Origin of the sequence: Pseudomonas sp. GM_Psu_1, assembly GCF_026544185.1 — a bacterium.
Classification (GTDB): domain Bacteria; phylum Pseudomonadota; class Gammaproteobacteria; order Pseudomonadales; family Pseudomonadaceae; genus Chryseomonas; species Chryseomonas oryzihabitans.
On the sequence record NZ_JALNUX010000003.1, the window covers coordinates 131,684 to 147,550 of the forward strand.

The 15,867-nt window shown below is 65.2% G+C and carries 17 protein-coding genes; 2 read left to right on the forward strand and 15 right to left on the reverse strand.

Annotated features, from left to right (window positions below; all coding sequences use genetic code 11):
* Positions 1-44 precede the first annotated feature (44 nt).
* The 10 genes from OXS31_RS05720 to OXS31_RS05765 form a co-directional block, all read right to left on the reverse strand.
* Entirely contained in the window at positions 45-719 is a 675-nt protein-coding gene (locus tag OXS31_RS05720) for an NADH-quinone oxidoreductase subunit B (protein WP_007158886.1), read from the reverse strand.
* Positions 720-729: 10 nt separating this feature from the next.
* On the reverse strand, positions 730-1,143 hold the full coding sequence (locus tag OXS31_RS05725) for an NADH-quinone oxidoreductase subunit A (protein ID WP_007158885.1): 414 nt from the start codon (positions 1,141-1,143) through the stop codon (positions 730-732).
* 258 nt (positions 1,144-1,401) lie between these two features.
* On the reverse strand, positions 1,402-2,163 hold the full coding sequence (locus OXS31_RS05730) for a secretin N-terminal domain-containing protein (RefSeq protein WP_267398294.1): 762 nt from the start codon (positions 2,161-2,163) through the stop codon (positions 1,402-1,404).
* Positions 2,160-2,690: a histone acetyltransferase HPA2 gene (locus OXS31_RS05735; RefSeq protein WP_267398295.1), complete on the reverse strand. Its 531-nt coding sequence runs from the start codon at positions 2,688-2,690 to the stop codon at positions 2,160-2,162. The genes OXS31_RS05730 and OXS31_RS05735 overlap by 4 nt, the downstream gene beginning before the upstream one ends.
* A 12-nt stretch (positions 2,691-2,702) precedes the next feature.
* The gene (locus OXS31_RS05740) at positions 2,703-3,881 is read right to left on the reverse strand and encodes a cupin domain-containing protein (RefSeq protein ID WP_044342796.1); all 1,179 of its coding nucleotides are present in this window, start codon (positions 3,879-3,881) and stop codon (positions 2,703-2,705) included.
* Between the two features lie 59 nt (positions 3,882-3,940).
* Positions 3,941-5,311, reverse strand: a complete 1,371-nt coding sequence (gene purB / locus OXS31_RS05745) for an adenylosuccinate lyase (RefSeq protein WP_267398296.1) — start codon at positions 5,309-5,311, stop codon at positions 3,941-3,943.
* 87 nt (positions 5,312-5,398) lie between these two features.
* Positions 5,399-6,019 carry a high frequency lysogenization protein HflD gene (gene hflD / locus OXS31_RS05750; RefSeq protein WP_007158880.1) on the reverse strand — a complete coding sequence of 207 codons (621 nt, stop codon included), beginning with the start codon at positions 6,017-6,019 and terminating at the stop codon, positions 5,399-5,401.
* Positions 6,016-7,125, reverse strand: coding sequence for a tRNA 2-thiouridine(34) synthase MnmA (gene mnmA / locus OXS31_RS05755; protein ID WP_144959179.1), 1,110 nt, complete (start codon positions 7,123-7,125; stop codon positions 6,016-6,018). Before mnmA ends, hflD begins: the two co-directional genes overlap by 4 nt.
* A gap of 1 nt (position 7,126) precedes the next feature.
* Positions 7,127-7,579: an NUDIX hydrolase gene (locus OXS31_RS05760; RefSeq protein WP_007158878.1), complete on the reverse strand. Its 453-nt coding sequence runs from the start codon at positions 7,577-7,579 to the stop codon at positions 7,127-7,129.
* A gap of 129 nt (positions 7,580-7,708) precedes the next feature.
* Positions 7,709-9,946, reverse strand: a complete 2,238-nt coding sequence (locus OXS31_RS05765) for an NADP-dependent isocitrate dehydrogenase (RefSeq protein ID WP_267398297.1) — start codon at positions 9,944-9,946, stop codon at positions 7,709-7,711.
* A 423-nt stretch (positions 9,947-10,369) separates the two neighbouring features.
* Here OXS31_RS05765 and OXS31_RS05770 point away from each other — a divergent pair, with 423 nt between their 5' ends.
* Entirely contained in the window at positions 10,370-10,579 is a 210-nt protein-coding gene (locus OXS31_RS05770) for a hypothetical protein (protein WP_007158876.1), read from the forward strand.
* Between the two features lie 101 nt (positions 10,580-10,680).
* Here OXS31_RS05770 and OXS31_RS05775 read toward each other — a convergent pair whose 3' ends face one another.
* The 4 genes from OXS31_RS05775 to OXS31_RS05790 form a co-directional block, all read right to left on the reverse strand.
* On the reverse strand, positions 10,681-10,863 hold the full coding sequence (locus OXS31_RS05775) for a hypothetical protein (RefSeq protein ID WP_042133499.1): 183 nt from the start codon (positions 10,861-10,863) through the stop codon (positions 10,681-10,683).
* 141 nt (positions 10,864-11,004) lie between these two features.
* Positions 11,005-12,471, reverse strand: a complete 1,467-nt coding sequence (locus OXS31_RS05780) for an inorganic phosphate transporter (protein ID WP_007158874.1) — start codon at positions 12,469-12,471, stop codon at positions 11,005-11,007.
* Between the two features lie 82 nt (positions 12,472-12,553).
* Positions 12,554-12,910, reverse strand: a complete 357-nt coding sequence (queD, locus tag OXS31_RS05785; RefSeq protein ID WP_074583066.1) for a 6-carboxytetrahydropterin synthase QueD — start codon at positions 12,908-12,910, stop codon at positions 12,554-12,556.
* A 105-nt stretch (positions 12,911-13,015) separates the two neighbouring features.
* The gene (locus OXS31_RS05790) at positions 13,016-13,273 is read right to left on the reverse strand and encodes a hypothetical protein (RefSeq protein ID WP_007158872.1); all 258 of its coding nucleotides are present in this window, start codon (positions 13,271-13,273) and stop codon (positions 13,016-13,018) included.
* A gap of 114 nt (positions 13,274-13,387) precedes the next feature.
* Here OXS31_RS05790 and OXS31_RS05795 point away from each other — a divergent pair, with 114 nt between their 5' ends.
* The gene (locus OXS31_RS05795; protein ID WP_267398298.1) at positions 13,388-14,005 is read left to right on the forward strand and encodes a hypothetical protein; all 618 of its coding nucleotides are present in this window, start codon (positions 13,388-13,390) and stop codon (positions 14,003-14,005) included.
* Here the strand turns inward: OXS31_RS05795 and OXS31_RS05800 are convergent.
* On the reverse strand, positions 13,960-15,831 hold the full coding sequence (locus OXS31_RS05800) for an ABC transporter ATP-binding protein (RefSeq protein ID WP_267398299.1): 1,872 nt from the start codon (positions 15,829-15,831) through the stop codon (positions 13,960-13,962). The two genes, OXS31_RS05795 and OXS31_RS05800, sit on opposite strands and share 46 nt — an antisense overlap.
* Positions 15,832-15,867: the final 36 nt, after the last annotated feature.

The following is a 15,867-nucleotide window of genomic DNA, read 5'->3' on the forward strand; positions in this document are numbered from 1 at the left end:
CGTCGCTAATCGATCGTCGTCAGCGTGCAGGTCCCGAAGGGGACTTACACTTCGTCTGGGCTGCGCAGGTTGGTGACCTGGATGCGGCGCTCGCGGTTCTGCTCGCGCTGCGAAGGCATCTCGGCGCGGTAGATACCCTGGTCGCCCACCACCCAGGAAAGGGGGCGGCGTTCTTCACCGATGGAGTCCTGCAGGAGCATCAGGCCCTGGAGGAAGGCTTCGGGGCGAGGCGGGCAGCCGGGCACGTAGACGTCGACGGGCAGGAACTTGTCCACGCCCTGAACGACCGAGTAGATGTCGTACATACCGCCGGAGTTGGCGCAGGCGCCCATGGAGATCACCCACTTGGGTTCCAGCATCTGTTCGTACAGGCGCTGGATGACCGGGGCCATCTTCATGAAGGGGGTGCCGGCGATGACCATGAAGTCGGCCTGACGCGGCGAGGCCCGGATGACTTCGGCGCCGAAGCGGGCGATGTCGTGGGGCGCCGTGAAGGCGGTGGTCATTTCCACATAGCAGCAGGACAGGCCGAAGTTGTACGGCCACAGGGAGTTCTTACGCCCCCAATTGACCGCGCCCCGCAGGACATCTTCGAGCTTGCCCATGAAGATGCTGCGGTTGACCTGACTTTCGACGGGGTCGGCCACGGTTTCCCGCTGGCCGGCCGGATAGCGGTCTACTGCCGCATCGGGATCGATCCGGGTGAGATTGTATTGCATTGCCAAAGCCTCATTGTTTCGACTTCGCCTGCCGCTCGCGACGGCTCGCAGGCGCCCAATCGAGCGCTCCGATTCGCCACAGGTAGACAAGACCCGCCAACAGAATTGCTATGAAAATGGAGGCTTCCACGAAGCCGGCCCATCCCGATTCACGGATGGACACCGACCAGGCGAAGAGAAAGAGGGCTTCGACGTCGAAGATCACGAAGAGCATCGCGACCAGGTAGAACTTGGCAGAGAGACGGAGACGGGCACCCCCGGTGGGGACGATGCCGGACTCGAAGGGGTCGTTCTTGCTGCGGCCCACGGCTTTGCTGCCGAGCAGGCTCGAGACTCCGAGCATGAAGGCGATCAGACCAACCACGCCCAGGAGAAATACCGCGAAGCTCCAGTTGTGGGTCAGTAGGCTGATCGACTCAGACATGCTTTGAATCCTTAATTATTGGGTATCAGGCGCTATCAGTGCGACACGGTGTCGCAAGACAGACAGATTTTATGCTCTATCGATTCATTCTGTAAATTTATTGGTCCAAAAAGATTCTATTGGACTGCTTTGAATCAAACTAAACAGAACTTCCGGTTTATTTGAGAATGAATATAAGAATTATTCTCAAATAACTTCCTTCTGTTCCTGTGTCCTAGATTGCCAGCCGCGGCAGGAGTTCTGCCGTTCGCCGGTTTGCTAGTCGATGAGATCGGCGCGGATGCTCAGCTGACGGTCGTCACGGCCTTCGGTGGAGTAGTGGCGGACAAGGCCGCTCTGGTCGCCCTCGATCTGCTGCCGGAAGCCGCCCAGGTCCAGCCACTGGCCCAGGGGGCCGCTGATGCGGGTAGCGGCGCTCTGGGTCTGCACCGTGCCCGGACGCATGGCGGCGGCCCGGTCATCGACGCTGCTGATGTCCAGGTGCACCAGATTGCCGCTCAGGCGGGCGGTGACCTGAAAGCCCCGTTCGAGGCGGCGATAATCGGTCTGGGCGTAGCTCTGACTATAGGGCGAGGTCTGGTAGGTGGTCACCGGGACGTCTTCACCGAAGCGGATGAAGGCGGGATAGCCCTCGGTGACCTGGACGCGCTGGGCGCCATCCTCCTTCTGGTCGGTGCTGTCTTCGATGATGCGTACCTGGGGCGCACGCACGTCGCCGTTTACCGAATAACCCTGACTGGCGCCCGAGCTGCCGGCGCGGGTGGCCAGGGTGATGAGCAGGCGCCGCGGTTGGGTGTCCAGCTGGGCGAGCAGGCTCTTGAGTTCGGCCAGCTTGGCCGGCTCGGCATTGACGATCAGCTGATTGCCGTAGACGTTGATCTTGCCTTCGCTGCCAAGGACGGCTTGCAAGGTAGGCAGCAGATCGTCGGCGGTGCGGTATTGCAGGGGTATGACCTCGGTACGAGGCGCCGCCCAGGCGGTGGTCGTCAGCAGCAACAGGAACGCCAGCAGACCTTTCACAGCACCATCCTCCGCAATTCCTGATCCGGCTGGCTGCTGGCCCAGAGGCGATCGAAGACCTGCTGCTGAACCTTGACGGCGGCGCGGTCGCCGTAGCGGACGAAGCCGGTGGGCGCACTGCCCGTGCGGCGCAGCAGGGCCTGGTCGTCGACGATGAGGCAGCTGCCTTCCGGGTGCTGATCGGCCGGTGGCCGCCGGATCAACAGATTGCTGGTCAGGCGTTGCGCCAGGGCGATGAGTCGGTGCCCCTGGCGCATGGCGAGGGCGCTGTCGTTGATGAGGATGCGGACCTGATGCCGCGGATGGCCCAGCAGCAGACGCTTGATCGCCGCCTCGACGGCGAGATTGTCGTAGAGCGGTGCTTCCAGGTCGGGCGTCTGGATGCTCAGCTGGCCGCTGGCTTGGCCGATGAGGCGGACACCGTGCTCACGCAGGGCGTCCAGGCCTTCGAGGCGCAGGGCGAGGTCCTGGCCGAGCTGGGGTTCGGGCAATCCGTCCAGGGTCAGATCGGTAAAGGACTCGTCCACGGCGGCTCCCCATCACTCGTCGTCGTCTTCTCCGGCGAAGATCAGGCTGCCCTGCTGGAGCAGTTCGCGGATCAGGCGCATGGCATCGTCGTCCTGCAGCCAGGGCGCGAGATTGGCCTCGTGCAGGACGTCCGCCGAGCATAGCAGGTCGAGCAGCGGTTGCAGCCGCATGGGCAGCAGGCGGCTCTGGCCGCTGGCGAAGACCATCACCTCGTCTTCCAGGCGACTCCAGGCGATGCGGCCGCTGGGGTTGCGCATCAGCAGGGCGCCTTCGTCGAGTTCCTTGCGCAGCTGCTTGGCGCTGAGGTTTTCTCCGGCGACGCGCTCCGGGTAGCGCGGCTCGGTCATGTGCTGGCCGAACCAGGCCAGCAGCAGGCGATCGTCGCTCAGGTGACGCTCCATCAGGCCGCGCAGCCGCTCGATGGCCTCGGGCGGAATCTCCGCCGGATGCTCGCTGGCCGGGGCGCAGCCGGCGTCGCTGTAGCGCTCGTCCTCGGGGATGAACTGGTTGAGGAAGTCGGTGAAGTGGGTGAGCACCTCGCCGGCACTGGGGGCGCGGAAGCCGATGGAGTAGGTCATGCACTCGTCTTCGGCGATGCCGTCGTGGGCCAGGCCCGGCGGCAGATAGAGCATGTCGCCCGGTTCCAGCACCCATTCGTCGGTCTGCTGGAAGTCGGCGAGGATCTTCAGCTCCAGGCCGTCGATCAGCGGGCTGTCGGCGGTGCACGGCTGACCGATGCGCCAGCGACGGCGGCCATGGCCCTGCAGCAGGAAGACGTCATAGTGATCGTAGTGGGGGCCGACACCGCCACCGGGGGCGGCGTAGCTGATCATGACGTCGTCCACGCGCCAGCTGGGCAGGAAGCGGAAGGCCTCCAGCACCTCGGCCACCTCGGGGACGAACTGGTCGACCGATTGCACCAGCAGGGTCCAGTCGCGCTCGGGCAGGCCGGCGAAGGTGTCTTCCGGCAGCGGGCCGCGGCGCAGCTCCCAGGTGCGGTCCTGGCCGATGATCAGGCGGGATTCGATTTCCTCTTCCAGCGACAGGCCGGCCAGCTCGTCCGGTTCCAGGGGGCTCTGGAAATCCGGGATGGCCTGGCGGATCAGCAGGGGTTTCTGCTGCCAGTAGTCGCGGAGGAATTCACGGGCGGTCAGGCCGCCGAGCAGTTGCAGGGGTTGATCCGGGTTCATGCACACCTCGCGCAATGAAAAACGCCCGGCGAGGCCGGGCGTGAAAAAGGAAGGCAGCCTCAGACCCGACGGGCCTGCTCGGCAGCGTTACCGATATAGCCGGCCGGGGTCAGCTGGCGCAGTTCGGCCTTGGCGGCTTCAGGGATTTCCAGGCCGTCGATGAAGTCCTGCAGGGCGCTGGCGCTGATGCCCTTGCCGCGGGTCAGCTCCTTGAGCTTCTCGTAGGGGTTGGCCACGCCATAGCGGCGCATCACGGTCTGCACCGGCTCGGCCAGGACTTCCCAACAGGCGTCCAGGTCTTCGGCGATGCGCGCGGCGTTGAGTTCCAGCTTGCCGATGCCCTTGAGGGTGGCTTCGTAGGCGATCACGCCGTGGGCCAGGCCGGTGCCCAGGTTGCGCAGCACGGTGGAGTCGGTCAGGTCACGCTGCCAGCGGGAGATCGGCAGCTTGCTGGCCAGGTGCTGGAGGATGGCGTTGGCGATGCCCAGGTTGCCTTCGGAGTTCTCGAAGTCGATGGGGTTGACCTTGTGCGGCATGGTCGAAGAGCCGATCTCGCCGGCCACGGTCTTCTGCTTGAAGTAGCCGAGGGAAATGTAGCCCCAGACGTCCCGATCGAAGTCGATCAGGATGGTGTTGAAGCGGGCGATGGCGTCGAACAGCTCGGCGATGTAGTCGTGCGGCTCGATCTGGGTGGTGTAGGGATTCAGGGTCAGGCCGAGGTCGTCTTCGATGAAGGTGCGCGCATTGGCCTCCCAATCGACGTCCGGGTAGGCGGACAGGTGGGCGTTGTAGTTGCCCACCGCGCCGTTCATCTTGCCCAGCGGGCGGATGGCGGCGATCTGCTCGATCTGGCGCTCCAGGCGATAGACCACGTTGGCCAGTTCCTTGCCCAGGCTGGTGGGGGAGGCGGGCTGGCCGTGGGTGCGCGAGAGCATGGGCACGTCGGCGAAGCGATGGGCCAGCACGCGGATCTCGCCGGCGATCTGGCGCATCAGCGGCAGCAGCACCTGGTCACGGCCTTCGCGCAGCATCAGCGCGTGGGACAGGTTGTTGATGTCCTCGGAGGTGCAGGCGAAGTGGATGAATTCACTCACCGCGGCCAGTTCCGGCAGGCCGGCGACCTCTTCCTTGAGCAGGTACTCGATGGCCTTGACGTCGTGGTTGGTGGTGCGCTCGATGTCCTTGACCCGCTGCGCCTGCTCGACGCTGAACTCGGTGGCCAGCTTGTCCAGCAGGGCATTGGCCTCGGCGGAGAAGGGCGCGACCTCGGGAATGCCCGCGTGGGCGGCCAGGCGCTGCAGCCAGCGGACCTCGACCTGGGCGCGGAAACGGATCAGGCCGAATTCGCTGAAGATGGGGCGCAGGGCGGCGGTCTTGCCGGCGTAACGGCCGTCGATGGGCGATACGGCGGTGAGCGAGGAGAGCTGCATGGGCATTCTCTTGGTAGCGGGGGAGAAAGGGGCGGAATTCTACACGCAAAGACCGGGGCTTTAGTACCGCCGCCGGCCGGTCCGGGATCAGCCGTTGCGCAGGGGATAGAGGTTGTCGAGCAGCTTGCGGCGATTGAGCACCAGTTGCCAGCGGTGACCGCCGAGCTGGCGCCACAGGCGGGCCGAGCGAATGCCGGCCAGCAGCAGGGCACGCACTCGCGAGGCGGTTGCTGATTGCTGCAGGTAGCGCATCTCGCCGTGCACCTGGATGCGCTGCTTGAAGGTGCTCAGGGTGTCCTCGTAGAGACCCCCGCAGGCAGCGATGACGTTCTCGTGAGCGACCCCGAAGTGCTCGACCTGGGACTGGATCTGGGTGAGGCGCCGGCCGATGAGATCGAGCAGGTCGCCGCGCTTCTCCAGCTTGCGTTCCAGGGCGGTCATCGCCAGGGCGTAGCGCAGGGGCTCGCGCTGCAGGCTGTTGGGGTTGCGCTCCAGGGTGCTGGAAAGCGCGCCGAGGCCCTCACGCAGAGGCGCGACCTGGCCGCCGTAGACCTCCAGGGTGCTGCCCGGATCGCGCACCAGCAGGCTGCCGAGCAGACAGGCGAGGGGTTCTTCCGCGACCTGGCCGGTACGTGCCAGCTGGTCGACCAGCACGGCGGCCTGGAAGACGCCGCCCAGGGCGATGAGTTGTTCCTGGGTGCGATTCATGCGGCGGGTGCCTCGGCGCAGGCGGGTTGATAATGTTCGATCACGCCGCCGCCCAGGCAGACGTCGCCGTCGTAGAAGACCACCGACTGGCCGGGGGTCACGGCGCGCTGGGGTTCGTCGAAGACTACCCGGTAGCCGGCGCCCTGGCGCTCGATCTGGCAGGGCTGGTCCTGCTGGCGATAGCGGACCTTGGCGGTGAGGCGGCGCGGTTGGGCGAGCTCCAGCTCATTGACCCAGAACATCTCGCTGACGGTCAGGGCCTCGGCGAACAGCCAGGGGTGGGCATTGCCCTGGCCGACGATCAGCACGTTGCGGGTCAGGTCCTTGCTCAGCACGTACCAGGGATCGTCACCGGCGTCCTTCATGCCGCCGATGCCCAGGCCCTGGCGCTGGCCGATGGTGTGGTACATCAGGCCGTGGTGGCGGCCGATGACCTCGCCGGTGGTGGTCTCGATGTCGCCCGGCTGCGCCGGCAGGTACTGCTTGAGGAAGTCGCTGAAGCGACGCTCGCCGATAAAGCAGATGCCGGTGGAGTCCTTCTTGCGCGCGGTGGCCAGGCCATGCAGCTCGGCGATGGCACGGACCTCGGGCTTTTCCAGTTCGCCCACCGGGAAGAGGGTGCGCGCCAGCTGCTCGCCGCCCACGGCGTGGAGGAAATAGCTCTGGTCCTTGTTGGCGTCCAGCCCCTTGAGCAGCAGGGTCTGGCCGTCGACGTCGCGACGGCGCACATAGTGGCCGGTGGCGATCAGGTCGGCGCCCAGGGCCAGGGCATAGTCGAGGAAGGCCTTGAACTTGATCTCGCGGTTGCAGAGGATGTCCGGATTCGGCGTCCGGCCGGCCTTGTATTCGGCGAGGAAGTGCTCGAAGACGTGATCCCAGTACTCGGCGGCGAAGTTGGCCGTGTGCAGCTTGATGCCGATGCGGTCGCAGACCGCCTGGGCATCGGCGAGGTCTTCCTTGGCCGTGCAGTACTCGGTGCCGTCATCCTCGTCCCAGTTCTTCATGAACAGGCCCTCGACCTGATAGCCCTGCTCCTTGAGCAAGAGGGCCGAGACCGAGGAATCCACTCCGCCGGACATGCCGACGATGACGCGGGTGCCGTTCACTTCAAAAACCTCTCATATCTACGATCATCGACAGGGGATAGCGGTGCCCGTCCAGGTATTTCTCGATGGCGTCCAGGACCAGGGGGCTGCGCAGCCGGGCCTGCTCAGCGCGGATCTCGTCGAGGGTCAGCCACACCGCGCGGGTGATGTCGGCATCCAGGGCGCGCTCCGGCTGGTGGGCCAGGGGGCGGGCATGGAAGGCCGTGCGATAGTAGGTGACGCCATTGGCCGGGGCGACATAGAGGCCGATGCCGATCACGCCCAGGATCTCCACCTGCCAGGCGGTTTCTTCCAGGGTTTCGCGCCGCGCCGCCTCGATCAGGCTCTCGCCCGGCTCCAGGTGCCCGGCCGGCTGGTTGAGCACCAGGCGACCCTGCTTCTCTTCTTCCACCAGCAGGAAGCGACCGGCGTCTTCCACCACGGTGGCCACGGTGACGTGGGCGTGCCAATCCATCTCGGACTCCGCTATCGGTAATCGCGCAGTATACGCCTTAAGCTTTGCGTGCCCCAAATGCAGCGAACCCCGGCCGGGGCCGGGGTTCGCTGTGATCAGCCATTCAGGCTGCGGGCGCAGCCCTCAGGTTCAGCCCTTGAGCTGTTCCAGGGCGGCGTTGAGCGTGGCGCTCGGACGCATGGCCTGGCGGGTCTTGGCCTGGTCGGGGTGGTAGTAGCCACCGATGTCAACGGCCTGGCCCTGGACGCCATTCAGCTCGGCGACCACCTTGGCTTCGTCGGCGGTCAGCGACTTGGCCACCGGCTCGAACTGGGCCTTGAGCTGGGCGTCTTCGCTCTGCTCGGCCAGGGCCTGGATCCAGTACAGCGCCAGGTAGAAGTGGCTGCCGCGGTTGTCCAGTTCACCGGCCTTGCGCGACGGCGACTTGTTGCTGTCGAGGAACTTGCCGTTGGCCTGATCCAGGGTCTTGGCCAGGATCTTGGCCTTGGCGTTGCCGGTGGTCTCGCCCAGGTGGTTCAGGGATTCGGCCAGGGCCAGGAACTCGCCCAGGGAATCCCAGCGCAGGTGGTTTTCCTGCACGAACTGCTGGACGTGCTTGGGCGCGGAGCCGCCGGCACCGGTCTCGAACAGGCCGCCGCCGTTCATCAGCGGGACGATGGACAGCATCTTGGCGCTGGTGCCCAGTTCCATGATGGGGAAGAGGTCGGTCAGGTAGTCGCGCAGGACGTTACCGGTTACCGAGATGGTGTCCTCGCCCTTGCGGATGCGCTCCAGGGACACGCGGGTGGCTTCCTCGGGCGCCAGGACACGGATGTCCAGACCGTTGGTGTCGTGGTCCTTGAGGTAGCGCTCGACCTTGGCGATGACCTGGGCGTCGTGGGCGCGATTCTGGTCCAGCCAGAAGATGGCCGGGGTGTTGCTGGCACGAGCGCGGTTGACGGCCAGTTTGACCCAGTCCTGGATCGGCGCGTCCTTGGTCTGGCACATGCGCCAGATGTCACCGGCCTCGACCGGATGCTCGAAGACCACCTTGCCCTGGTCGTCGGTCACGCGCACGGTGCCGTCGGTGGGGATCTGGAAGGTCTTGTCGTGGGAGCCGTATTCCTCGGCCTTCTGCGCCATCAGACCGACGTTGGGCACGCTGCCCATGGTGCTGGGGTTGAAGGCGCCGTGCTGCTTGCAGTCCTCGATCACCACCTGGTAGACGCCGGCATAGCAGCGGTCGGGGATGATGGCCTTGGTGTCCTGCAGGTTGCCTTCGGCGTTCCACATCTTGCCGGAGTCACGGATCATGGCCGGCATGGAGGCGTCGACGATGACGTCGCTTGGCACGTGCAGGTTGGTGATGCCCTTGTCGGAATTGACCATGGCCAGCGCCGGGCGCTGGGCGTACTGGGCGTCGAAATCGGCCTTGATGGCGGCCTGGGTGGCTTCCGGCAGGCTGGACAGGCGGGCGTAGAGGTCGCCGATGCCGTTGTTGCGATCGAAGCCGGCTTCTTTCAGGGCGGCTTCGTGTTTGGCCAGGACGTCCTTGTAGAACTCGCCGACGATGATGCCGAACATGATGGGGTCGGAGACCTTCATCATGGTGGCCTTCAGGTGCACGGAGAACAGCACGCCCTGGGCCTTGGCGTCTTCGATCTGGGCGGCGATGAAGCTCTGCAGGGCCTTGCGGCTCATGGTCGAGGCGTCGACGATCTCGCCGGCCTTGACCGCGGTCTTCTCTTTCAGGACCTTGCTGCTGCCGTCCTTGCCGATCAGTTCGATCTTCAGGCTGCCGGCGTTCTCGATGGTGGCCGAGCGCTCGCTGCCATAGAAGTCATGGGCGTCCATGTGGGCGACGTGGGACTTGGAGTCGGCGCTCCAGGCACCCATGCGATGGGGGTGCTTGCGGGCGTAGTTCTTGACCGACAGCGGCGCGCGGCGGTCGGAGTTGCCTTCGCGCAGGACCGGGTTCACGGCGCTGCCCTTGACCTTGTCGTAACGCGCCTTGACGTCCTTTTCCTTTTCCTTGTCGTCCTTGGGCTCGTCCGGATAGTCCGGCAGCGCGTAGCCCTGACCCTGCAGTTCCTTGATCGCCGCCTTGAGCTGCGGGACCGAGGCGCTGATGTTGGGCAGCTTGATGATGTTGGCTTCGGGAGTGGTGGCCAGTTCGCCGAGTTCGGCGAGGTGGTCGGAGATGCGCTGCTCTTCCTTCAGGTACTCGGGGAAGAGGGCGATGATGCGGCCGGCAAGGGAGATGTCACGGGTTTCGAGGGCGACGCCGGAGGAGGCGGTGATGGCCTCGACGATGGGTAGCAGCGAATAGGTCGCCAGGGCGGGCGCTTCGTCGGTCAGGGTGTAGATGATCTTCGACGTGGTGGACATGTCTTGCTTTAACTCCTCTTTATCACAGCTGTGGCGCGAAGCCGGGCGAGCGAGGATCGACCCTTGAGTCGATAGACGCCCCAAGAAGGCGTTATCGGGCCGCGCGACAGGCGCGGCGGCGATGGACGTGCGATGCGACAAAGCGTCGCTGCGGAAATTGCGGGATCGGCCGATACAGCCAGCGGAACCGGCAGGGCCTGCAGCGACCCGTCAGTCGGCGGAGTATATCAGCGCGGCGCCTGGCGTGCATTCGTACTGCCGCGGCCTGGCTGTGGGCAGATGTTGCGGCTGTGACGGGTCTGGTAGAAGCGCACAGCCGTATCGAGCAACCAGGTCAAGAGGCTTGACCATTCGACGGCTGGCGCTGCACGGCAGTTGCTTAAGGGACTAAACTATTGCCCCTCTTAATCTGATGAGGTCGTTATGAAAACCAAGGACAATGCGTCCAAGAGTCGTTCCTGGGCTATCGTCGGGCTGGAAACGCTCGTGATCGTCGCCCTGTCGCTGTACGTCGCCTTCGGCGCCGGGCTGTTCATCAAGCACCACTGCTGGGACACCCTGACCCCGCAGCAGCAAGACCAGATCCTCGAGCAGATGAGCCGCAGTGCTCAGGAAAATACCCTGCTCACCTGATTCGCCTTCGCTCGAATCCCTTCCTTTCAAACAATAAGAATCCTTCTTTTTTCTCCCGCGCACTCCCTGGGTGTCGAGGGGGCCTCGTCACGTCCGCAGTTCTAGCAGACCAGGTGTTTGGCTGGACTCACGGGGGCGGTGGGGGTGGCCTTGGGCAGCACGCTGGGCGAGGAGGTCGCCACGGGTCTGGCGCGACGTGCCAGGCGCAGCATGGCCCAGAGTATGGCCAGCGCCAGGGCCAGCCAGCCCAGAATCAGAAGAAGGATGTAGGTCGCAGGAGTCATTGACGTTCACCGTACGGCTGTCTCGGAAAGGTGTCTCTGCTGGGACACATTTCACTAGACTCGTCAATAGCTATCCTGTTCAGGCTTTCCCGACGAGGGGTCCGACCGGGCGCCGCCGATGCGGCGCCCGGTCGGCGCGGATCACAGGAACAGGTGCGCCAGCCAGAACAGGCCGGCGGAGAGGGCCATGGAGGCCGGCAGGGTCAGGACCCAGGCCATCAGGATGTTGCGCACCGTGCTGCCCTGCAGGCCGCTGCGATTGGCGACCATGGTGCCGGCCACGCCCGAGGACAGCACGTGGGTGGTGGAGACGGGCAGGGCGAAGACGTTGGCCATGCCGATGGCGGCCACGGCCGTCACCTGGGCGCTGACGCCCTGGGCATAGGTCATGCCCTGGCGCCCGATCTTCTCGCCGACGGTCAGCACCACCCGGCGCCAGCCGACCATGGTGCCGATGCCCAGGGCCAGGGCGACCGCGATGATGACCCAGAAGGGCGCGTATTCGGTGGTGCTGGTGAGATCCTTGCGCAGGCGGCTCAGGTCGTCGCGATCGCGCGCGGTCAACACCGGCAGCTTGCTCACCTTCTTGGCGGTGTCGTCCAGGCACAGCAGGTAGCGGCGCACCTGCTGGCGATGGTCGTCGCTCATGGCCCGGTAGTCGGTGATGCCTTCCAGATCGGCCAGCAGTGCCTGCAGTGTCGGCACGGTCATGTGCGGGGCGCAGCGGAATTCCTGGGGCAGGTCGCGATTGCCGGGCACTTCGGCGAGGAAGTCCTTGAGGTTGTCGCCCTGGCGCTCGTAGAACTGACCCAGGTGGATGGCGGCGTCGCGGGTGCGCTCGATCTGGTAGGTGGTGCTGTCCAGGTCCAGTACGAACTTGGCCGGGACGATGCCGATCAGCACCAGCATGATCAGGCCGATGCCTTTCTGGCCGTCGTTGGAGCCATGCACGAAGCTCATGCCCATGGCCGAGAGGACCAGCATCAGACGATTCCAGAACGGCGGGTGCTTCTTGGCGTCCACTTCGCGGCGCTGTTCCGGGGTCTTGTGCATCTTCGACAGCGGCCGCCAGCGCTTGAGGGCGAGCAGCAGCAGGCCGGCGACGGCGAAGCCGGCCAGCGGCGAGAAGATCAGCGACAGGCCGATGTCGATCGCCTTCTGCCAGTTCACCCCTTCGCTCATCGGGATGCCGGTGAGCAGGGCGTTGGTCACGCCGACGCCGAGAATGGAGCCGATCAGGGTGTGGGAACTGGAGGCGGGGATGCCGAAGTACCAGGTGCCCAGGTTCCAGGTGATGGCCGCGGCGAGAAGGGAAAACACCATGGCCAGACCGTGGCCGGTGTTGACGTTGATCAGCAGCTCCACCGGCAGCAGGTGGACGATGGCGTAGGCGACGCCAACGCCGCCGAGCAGCACACCGAGGAAATTGAAGATGCCGGAGAAGAACACCGCGAGGTGCGGCGGCATGGCCTTGGTGTAGATCACCGTGGCGACGGCGTTGGCGGTGTCGTGGAAGCCGTTGATGAATTCAAAGGCCAGCACAAAGGCCAGGGCCAAGACGAGGCTGATGGCGACCCAGGCGTGGAGTCCGCTGAAAAGTTCGAACATGGGGATACGTCGACAGTTGGCAGGCGCGAATTATGGCAGAAAAATGACTGCCGCCATCGCCACCTTGAATGGGAGGGGCGAATTAGTCGCCGCGGTAGATGCAGCCGCAGGTGCAGGTCTCATGGACGCGGACCTGGCTGAGCTCGGGCAGCTGGGGCTTGAGTTGTTGCCAGATCCAGCGGGCGAGCACCTCGCTGGTGGGGTTCTCGAGGCCCGGGATGTCGTTCAGGTAGTGATGGTCGAGACGCTCGTACAGGGGTTTGAAGACGGCCTTGATGTCGGCGAAATCCCGGACCCAGCCGGTATGGGGATCGACTGCGCCTTCGATGTGCAGGCCTACCTTGAAGGAATGCCCATGGAGACGGCCGCACTTGTGACCTGCCGGAACATTGGGCAGGAAGTGCGCGGCTTCGAAAATGAATTCTTTGAAAATTTCCACGATAACCACTCGCGTTGGGCCACGGGGTGTGGCGGCTGCGGGGCGGCAGTCTATCAGCTCGACAGCGCCTTGCCGAACCTAGCGCTGCCCGGCAGCGGCCAGCGGCTAGCCCGGCATCGACCAGGGTTCCAGCAGATGGCCGTCGTGCGCCAGTTCCAGGCGGGTCCGTTCGATCAGCGCGGCGAGGTGGCCGGCATGGCTGTACTGGCTGCGGGCGACGTGGGCGACCGAGGCCAGGACCTGGCTGCCGTCCGTCACCGCGAAGGAAAAGCTGGCGTCGCTGGGGTCTTCACGGACCTCGCCGTGCAGCGGCAGAAAGGCCTTTTCGACGATGTGGACGGCACGGGCGAGATCTATGGTCATGGACGGATTCCTCTGCAGATCGCCTTCTATAGAGGACCGGGTGGCGGAGAAATTCTGATTTGCCAACGCCTGCGGGCTTAGGCAGTCTCCCGGTCTTTGTCTGGACGTTTCCCCATGCGCAACAGCAATCCTCGTACCTTCTGGGCTCTGGTTGGCCTGGCCGCAGTCTTCGGTCTCGCCGGCCTGATCGGCAATCGGGTGGGCTGGGAGCGACTGGAGATCGGCTATCGGACGGTGCCGTCGCCCAGTGGCCTGGACATCGGCGTGGCGGGGCAGGTCATCACCGGTCTGCCGTCGCTGTGCATAGCCCTGGCGCTGGTCACCATAGTGACGGCGCTGATCATCCGCGGTGGCCGTCGCTTCCGTTCGCGGCTGCCCCTGCCGGTGACGGCGGCCATTCTCTGGGTGCTGCTGGCGGGCCTGCTGGTGCTCTTCTATCCCAGTACCCTGGCGTTCCAGTGGGAGAACCATCGCAGCGCGGCGGACATCGACTTCTATGTGCTGCAGGAGCGCCAGGGCCCGTTCCAGGGTACCGCGCAGAAAAGCCAGCGCCTGACCTACTACCGCGACTGCCGCGCCACCGGACAGGCGGCCTGCCCGGTGTTCGAGTGCGTGGTGGAAAGACGCAGCTGGCTGGGCGGCCTGCAGAAGATCGAAGGCTTCTACCCGGGGCTGGACCAGGAGCGTCAGTTGGAGCTGCTGCGCACCCGCTGCCTGCCCGGCACGCCGTGACCAACGAAACCGCCGGTCTGGTGGCGCCATAGGCGGGCATAGAGACCGTTGTAGGCGATCAGCTCGTCGTGGGAACCCATCTCGACGATCTGGCCGCGCTCCATGACCACCAGGCGATCCATGCGCGAGATGGTCGACAGCCGGTGGGCGATGGCGATCACCGTCTTGCCTTCCATCAGGGTCTCCAGACTCTCCTGAATGGCCGCTTCCACCTCGGAATCGAGGGCGGAGGTGGCTTCGTCGAGCAGCAGGATGGGCGCGTCCTTGAGCAGGGTGCGGGCGATGGCGATGCGCTGACGCTGGCCGCCGGAGAGCTTGACGCCGCGCTCACCCACCTGGGCGTCCAGGCCGGTACGGCCATGGGCATCGGTGATGCGGGCGATGAAGTCGTCGGCCTTGGCCTTGCGCAGGGCCGCGTGCAGCTCCTCGTCGGTGGCCTCGGGGCGGCCGTAGAGCAGGTTCTCGCGAATCGAACGGTGCAGCAGCGAGGTGTCCTGGGTGACCACGCCGACCTGGCATCTCAGGCTTTCCTGGGTGACGTGGGCGATGTCCTGGCCATCGACCAGGATGCGACCGCCTTCCAGGTCATAGAGGCGCAGCAGGACGTTGATCAGGGTGGACTTGCCGGCGCCCGAGGGGCCGACCAGGCCGATCTTCTCGCCCGGGGCCACGTCGAGGGTCAGGCCTTCGATGATGCCGGCGCCCTTGCCGTAGTGGAAATGGATGTCCTCGAACAGCACGGCGCCACGGCTCACCTGCAAGGGCTTGGCGTCCGGGGCATCGCCGACCTGGCGCGGCTTGGCGATGGTGCTCATGCCGTCCTGCACCATGCCGATGTTCTCGAAGATGCCGTTGACCACCCACATGATCCAGCCGGACATGCTGTTGATACGGATCACCAGGCCGGTGGCCAGGGCGATGGCGCCCACGCTGATGACGCCCTGGTGCCAGAGCCAGAGGGCGAGGCCGGTGGTGCCGGCGATGAGGAAGCCGCTGAGGATGGCGATGGTCACGCCCATGGCGGTGATCAGGCGCGCGGCGCTCTCGGCCTTTTCGGTCTGCTCTTCCATGGCCTGGCGGGCGTATTGCTCCTCCTGGGCGGAGTGGGAGAACAGCTTCAGGGTGGAGATGTTGGTGTAGCCGTCGACGATGCGCCCGGAGAGCTGCGAGCGGGCTTCGGAGGCGATGGCCGAGCGCTCCTTGGTCTGGGGCACGAAATACCAGAGGGCGATGACGTAGCCGATGATCCAGAGGACCAGGGGCACCATCAGCCAGACGTCGGCCTGGGCGAACAGGATCAGCGAGGTGACGGCAAAGATCAGCACGTGCCAGATGGCGTCCACCGCCTGCACCGCCGAATCGCGCAGGGAGACACCGGTCTGCATGATGCGGTTGGAGATGCGCCCGGCGAAGTCGCTGTGGAAGAAACCCAGGCTCTGCTTGAGCACATAGCGATGGTTCTGCCAGCGGATCAGGGTGGTGAGGCTGGGGGTGATGGTCTGGTGCACCAGCAGGTCATGCAGGCTGATGAACAGCGGCCGGATGACCAGGGTAACCACCGCCATCCAGATCAGGGTGCCGCCGTGCTCCTGGAAGAACACCGTGCTGTTGGGCGCGCTGCCGGCCAGGTCGACGATCTGGCCGATGAAGTTGAACAGGGCGACCTCGATCAGGGCGCCGATCAGACCGACCGCCAACAGCAGGGCGAAGGCCGGCCAGGCTTGCTTGAGGAAGTGCAGATAGAAGGCGCCGACGCCAGTGGGCGGCATTTCATCGGGGGCTTCCCGAAATGCATCGATGAGGCGTTCGAAGCGGCGAAAGATCATGCGGGGTCCTTGTGAGGAGGAGACGGCGTCTCGCAC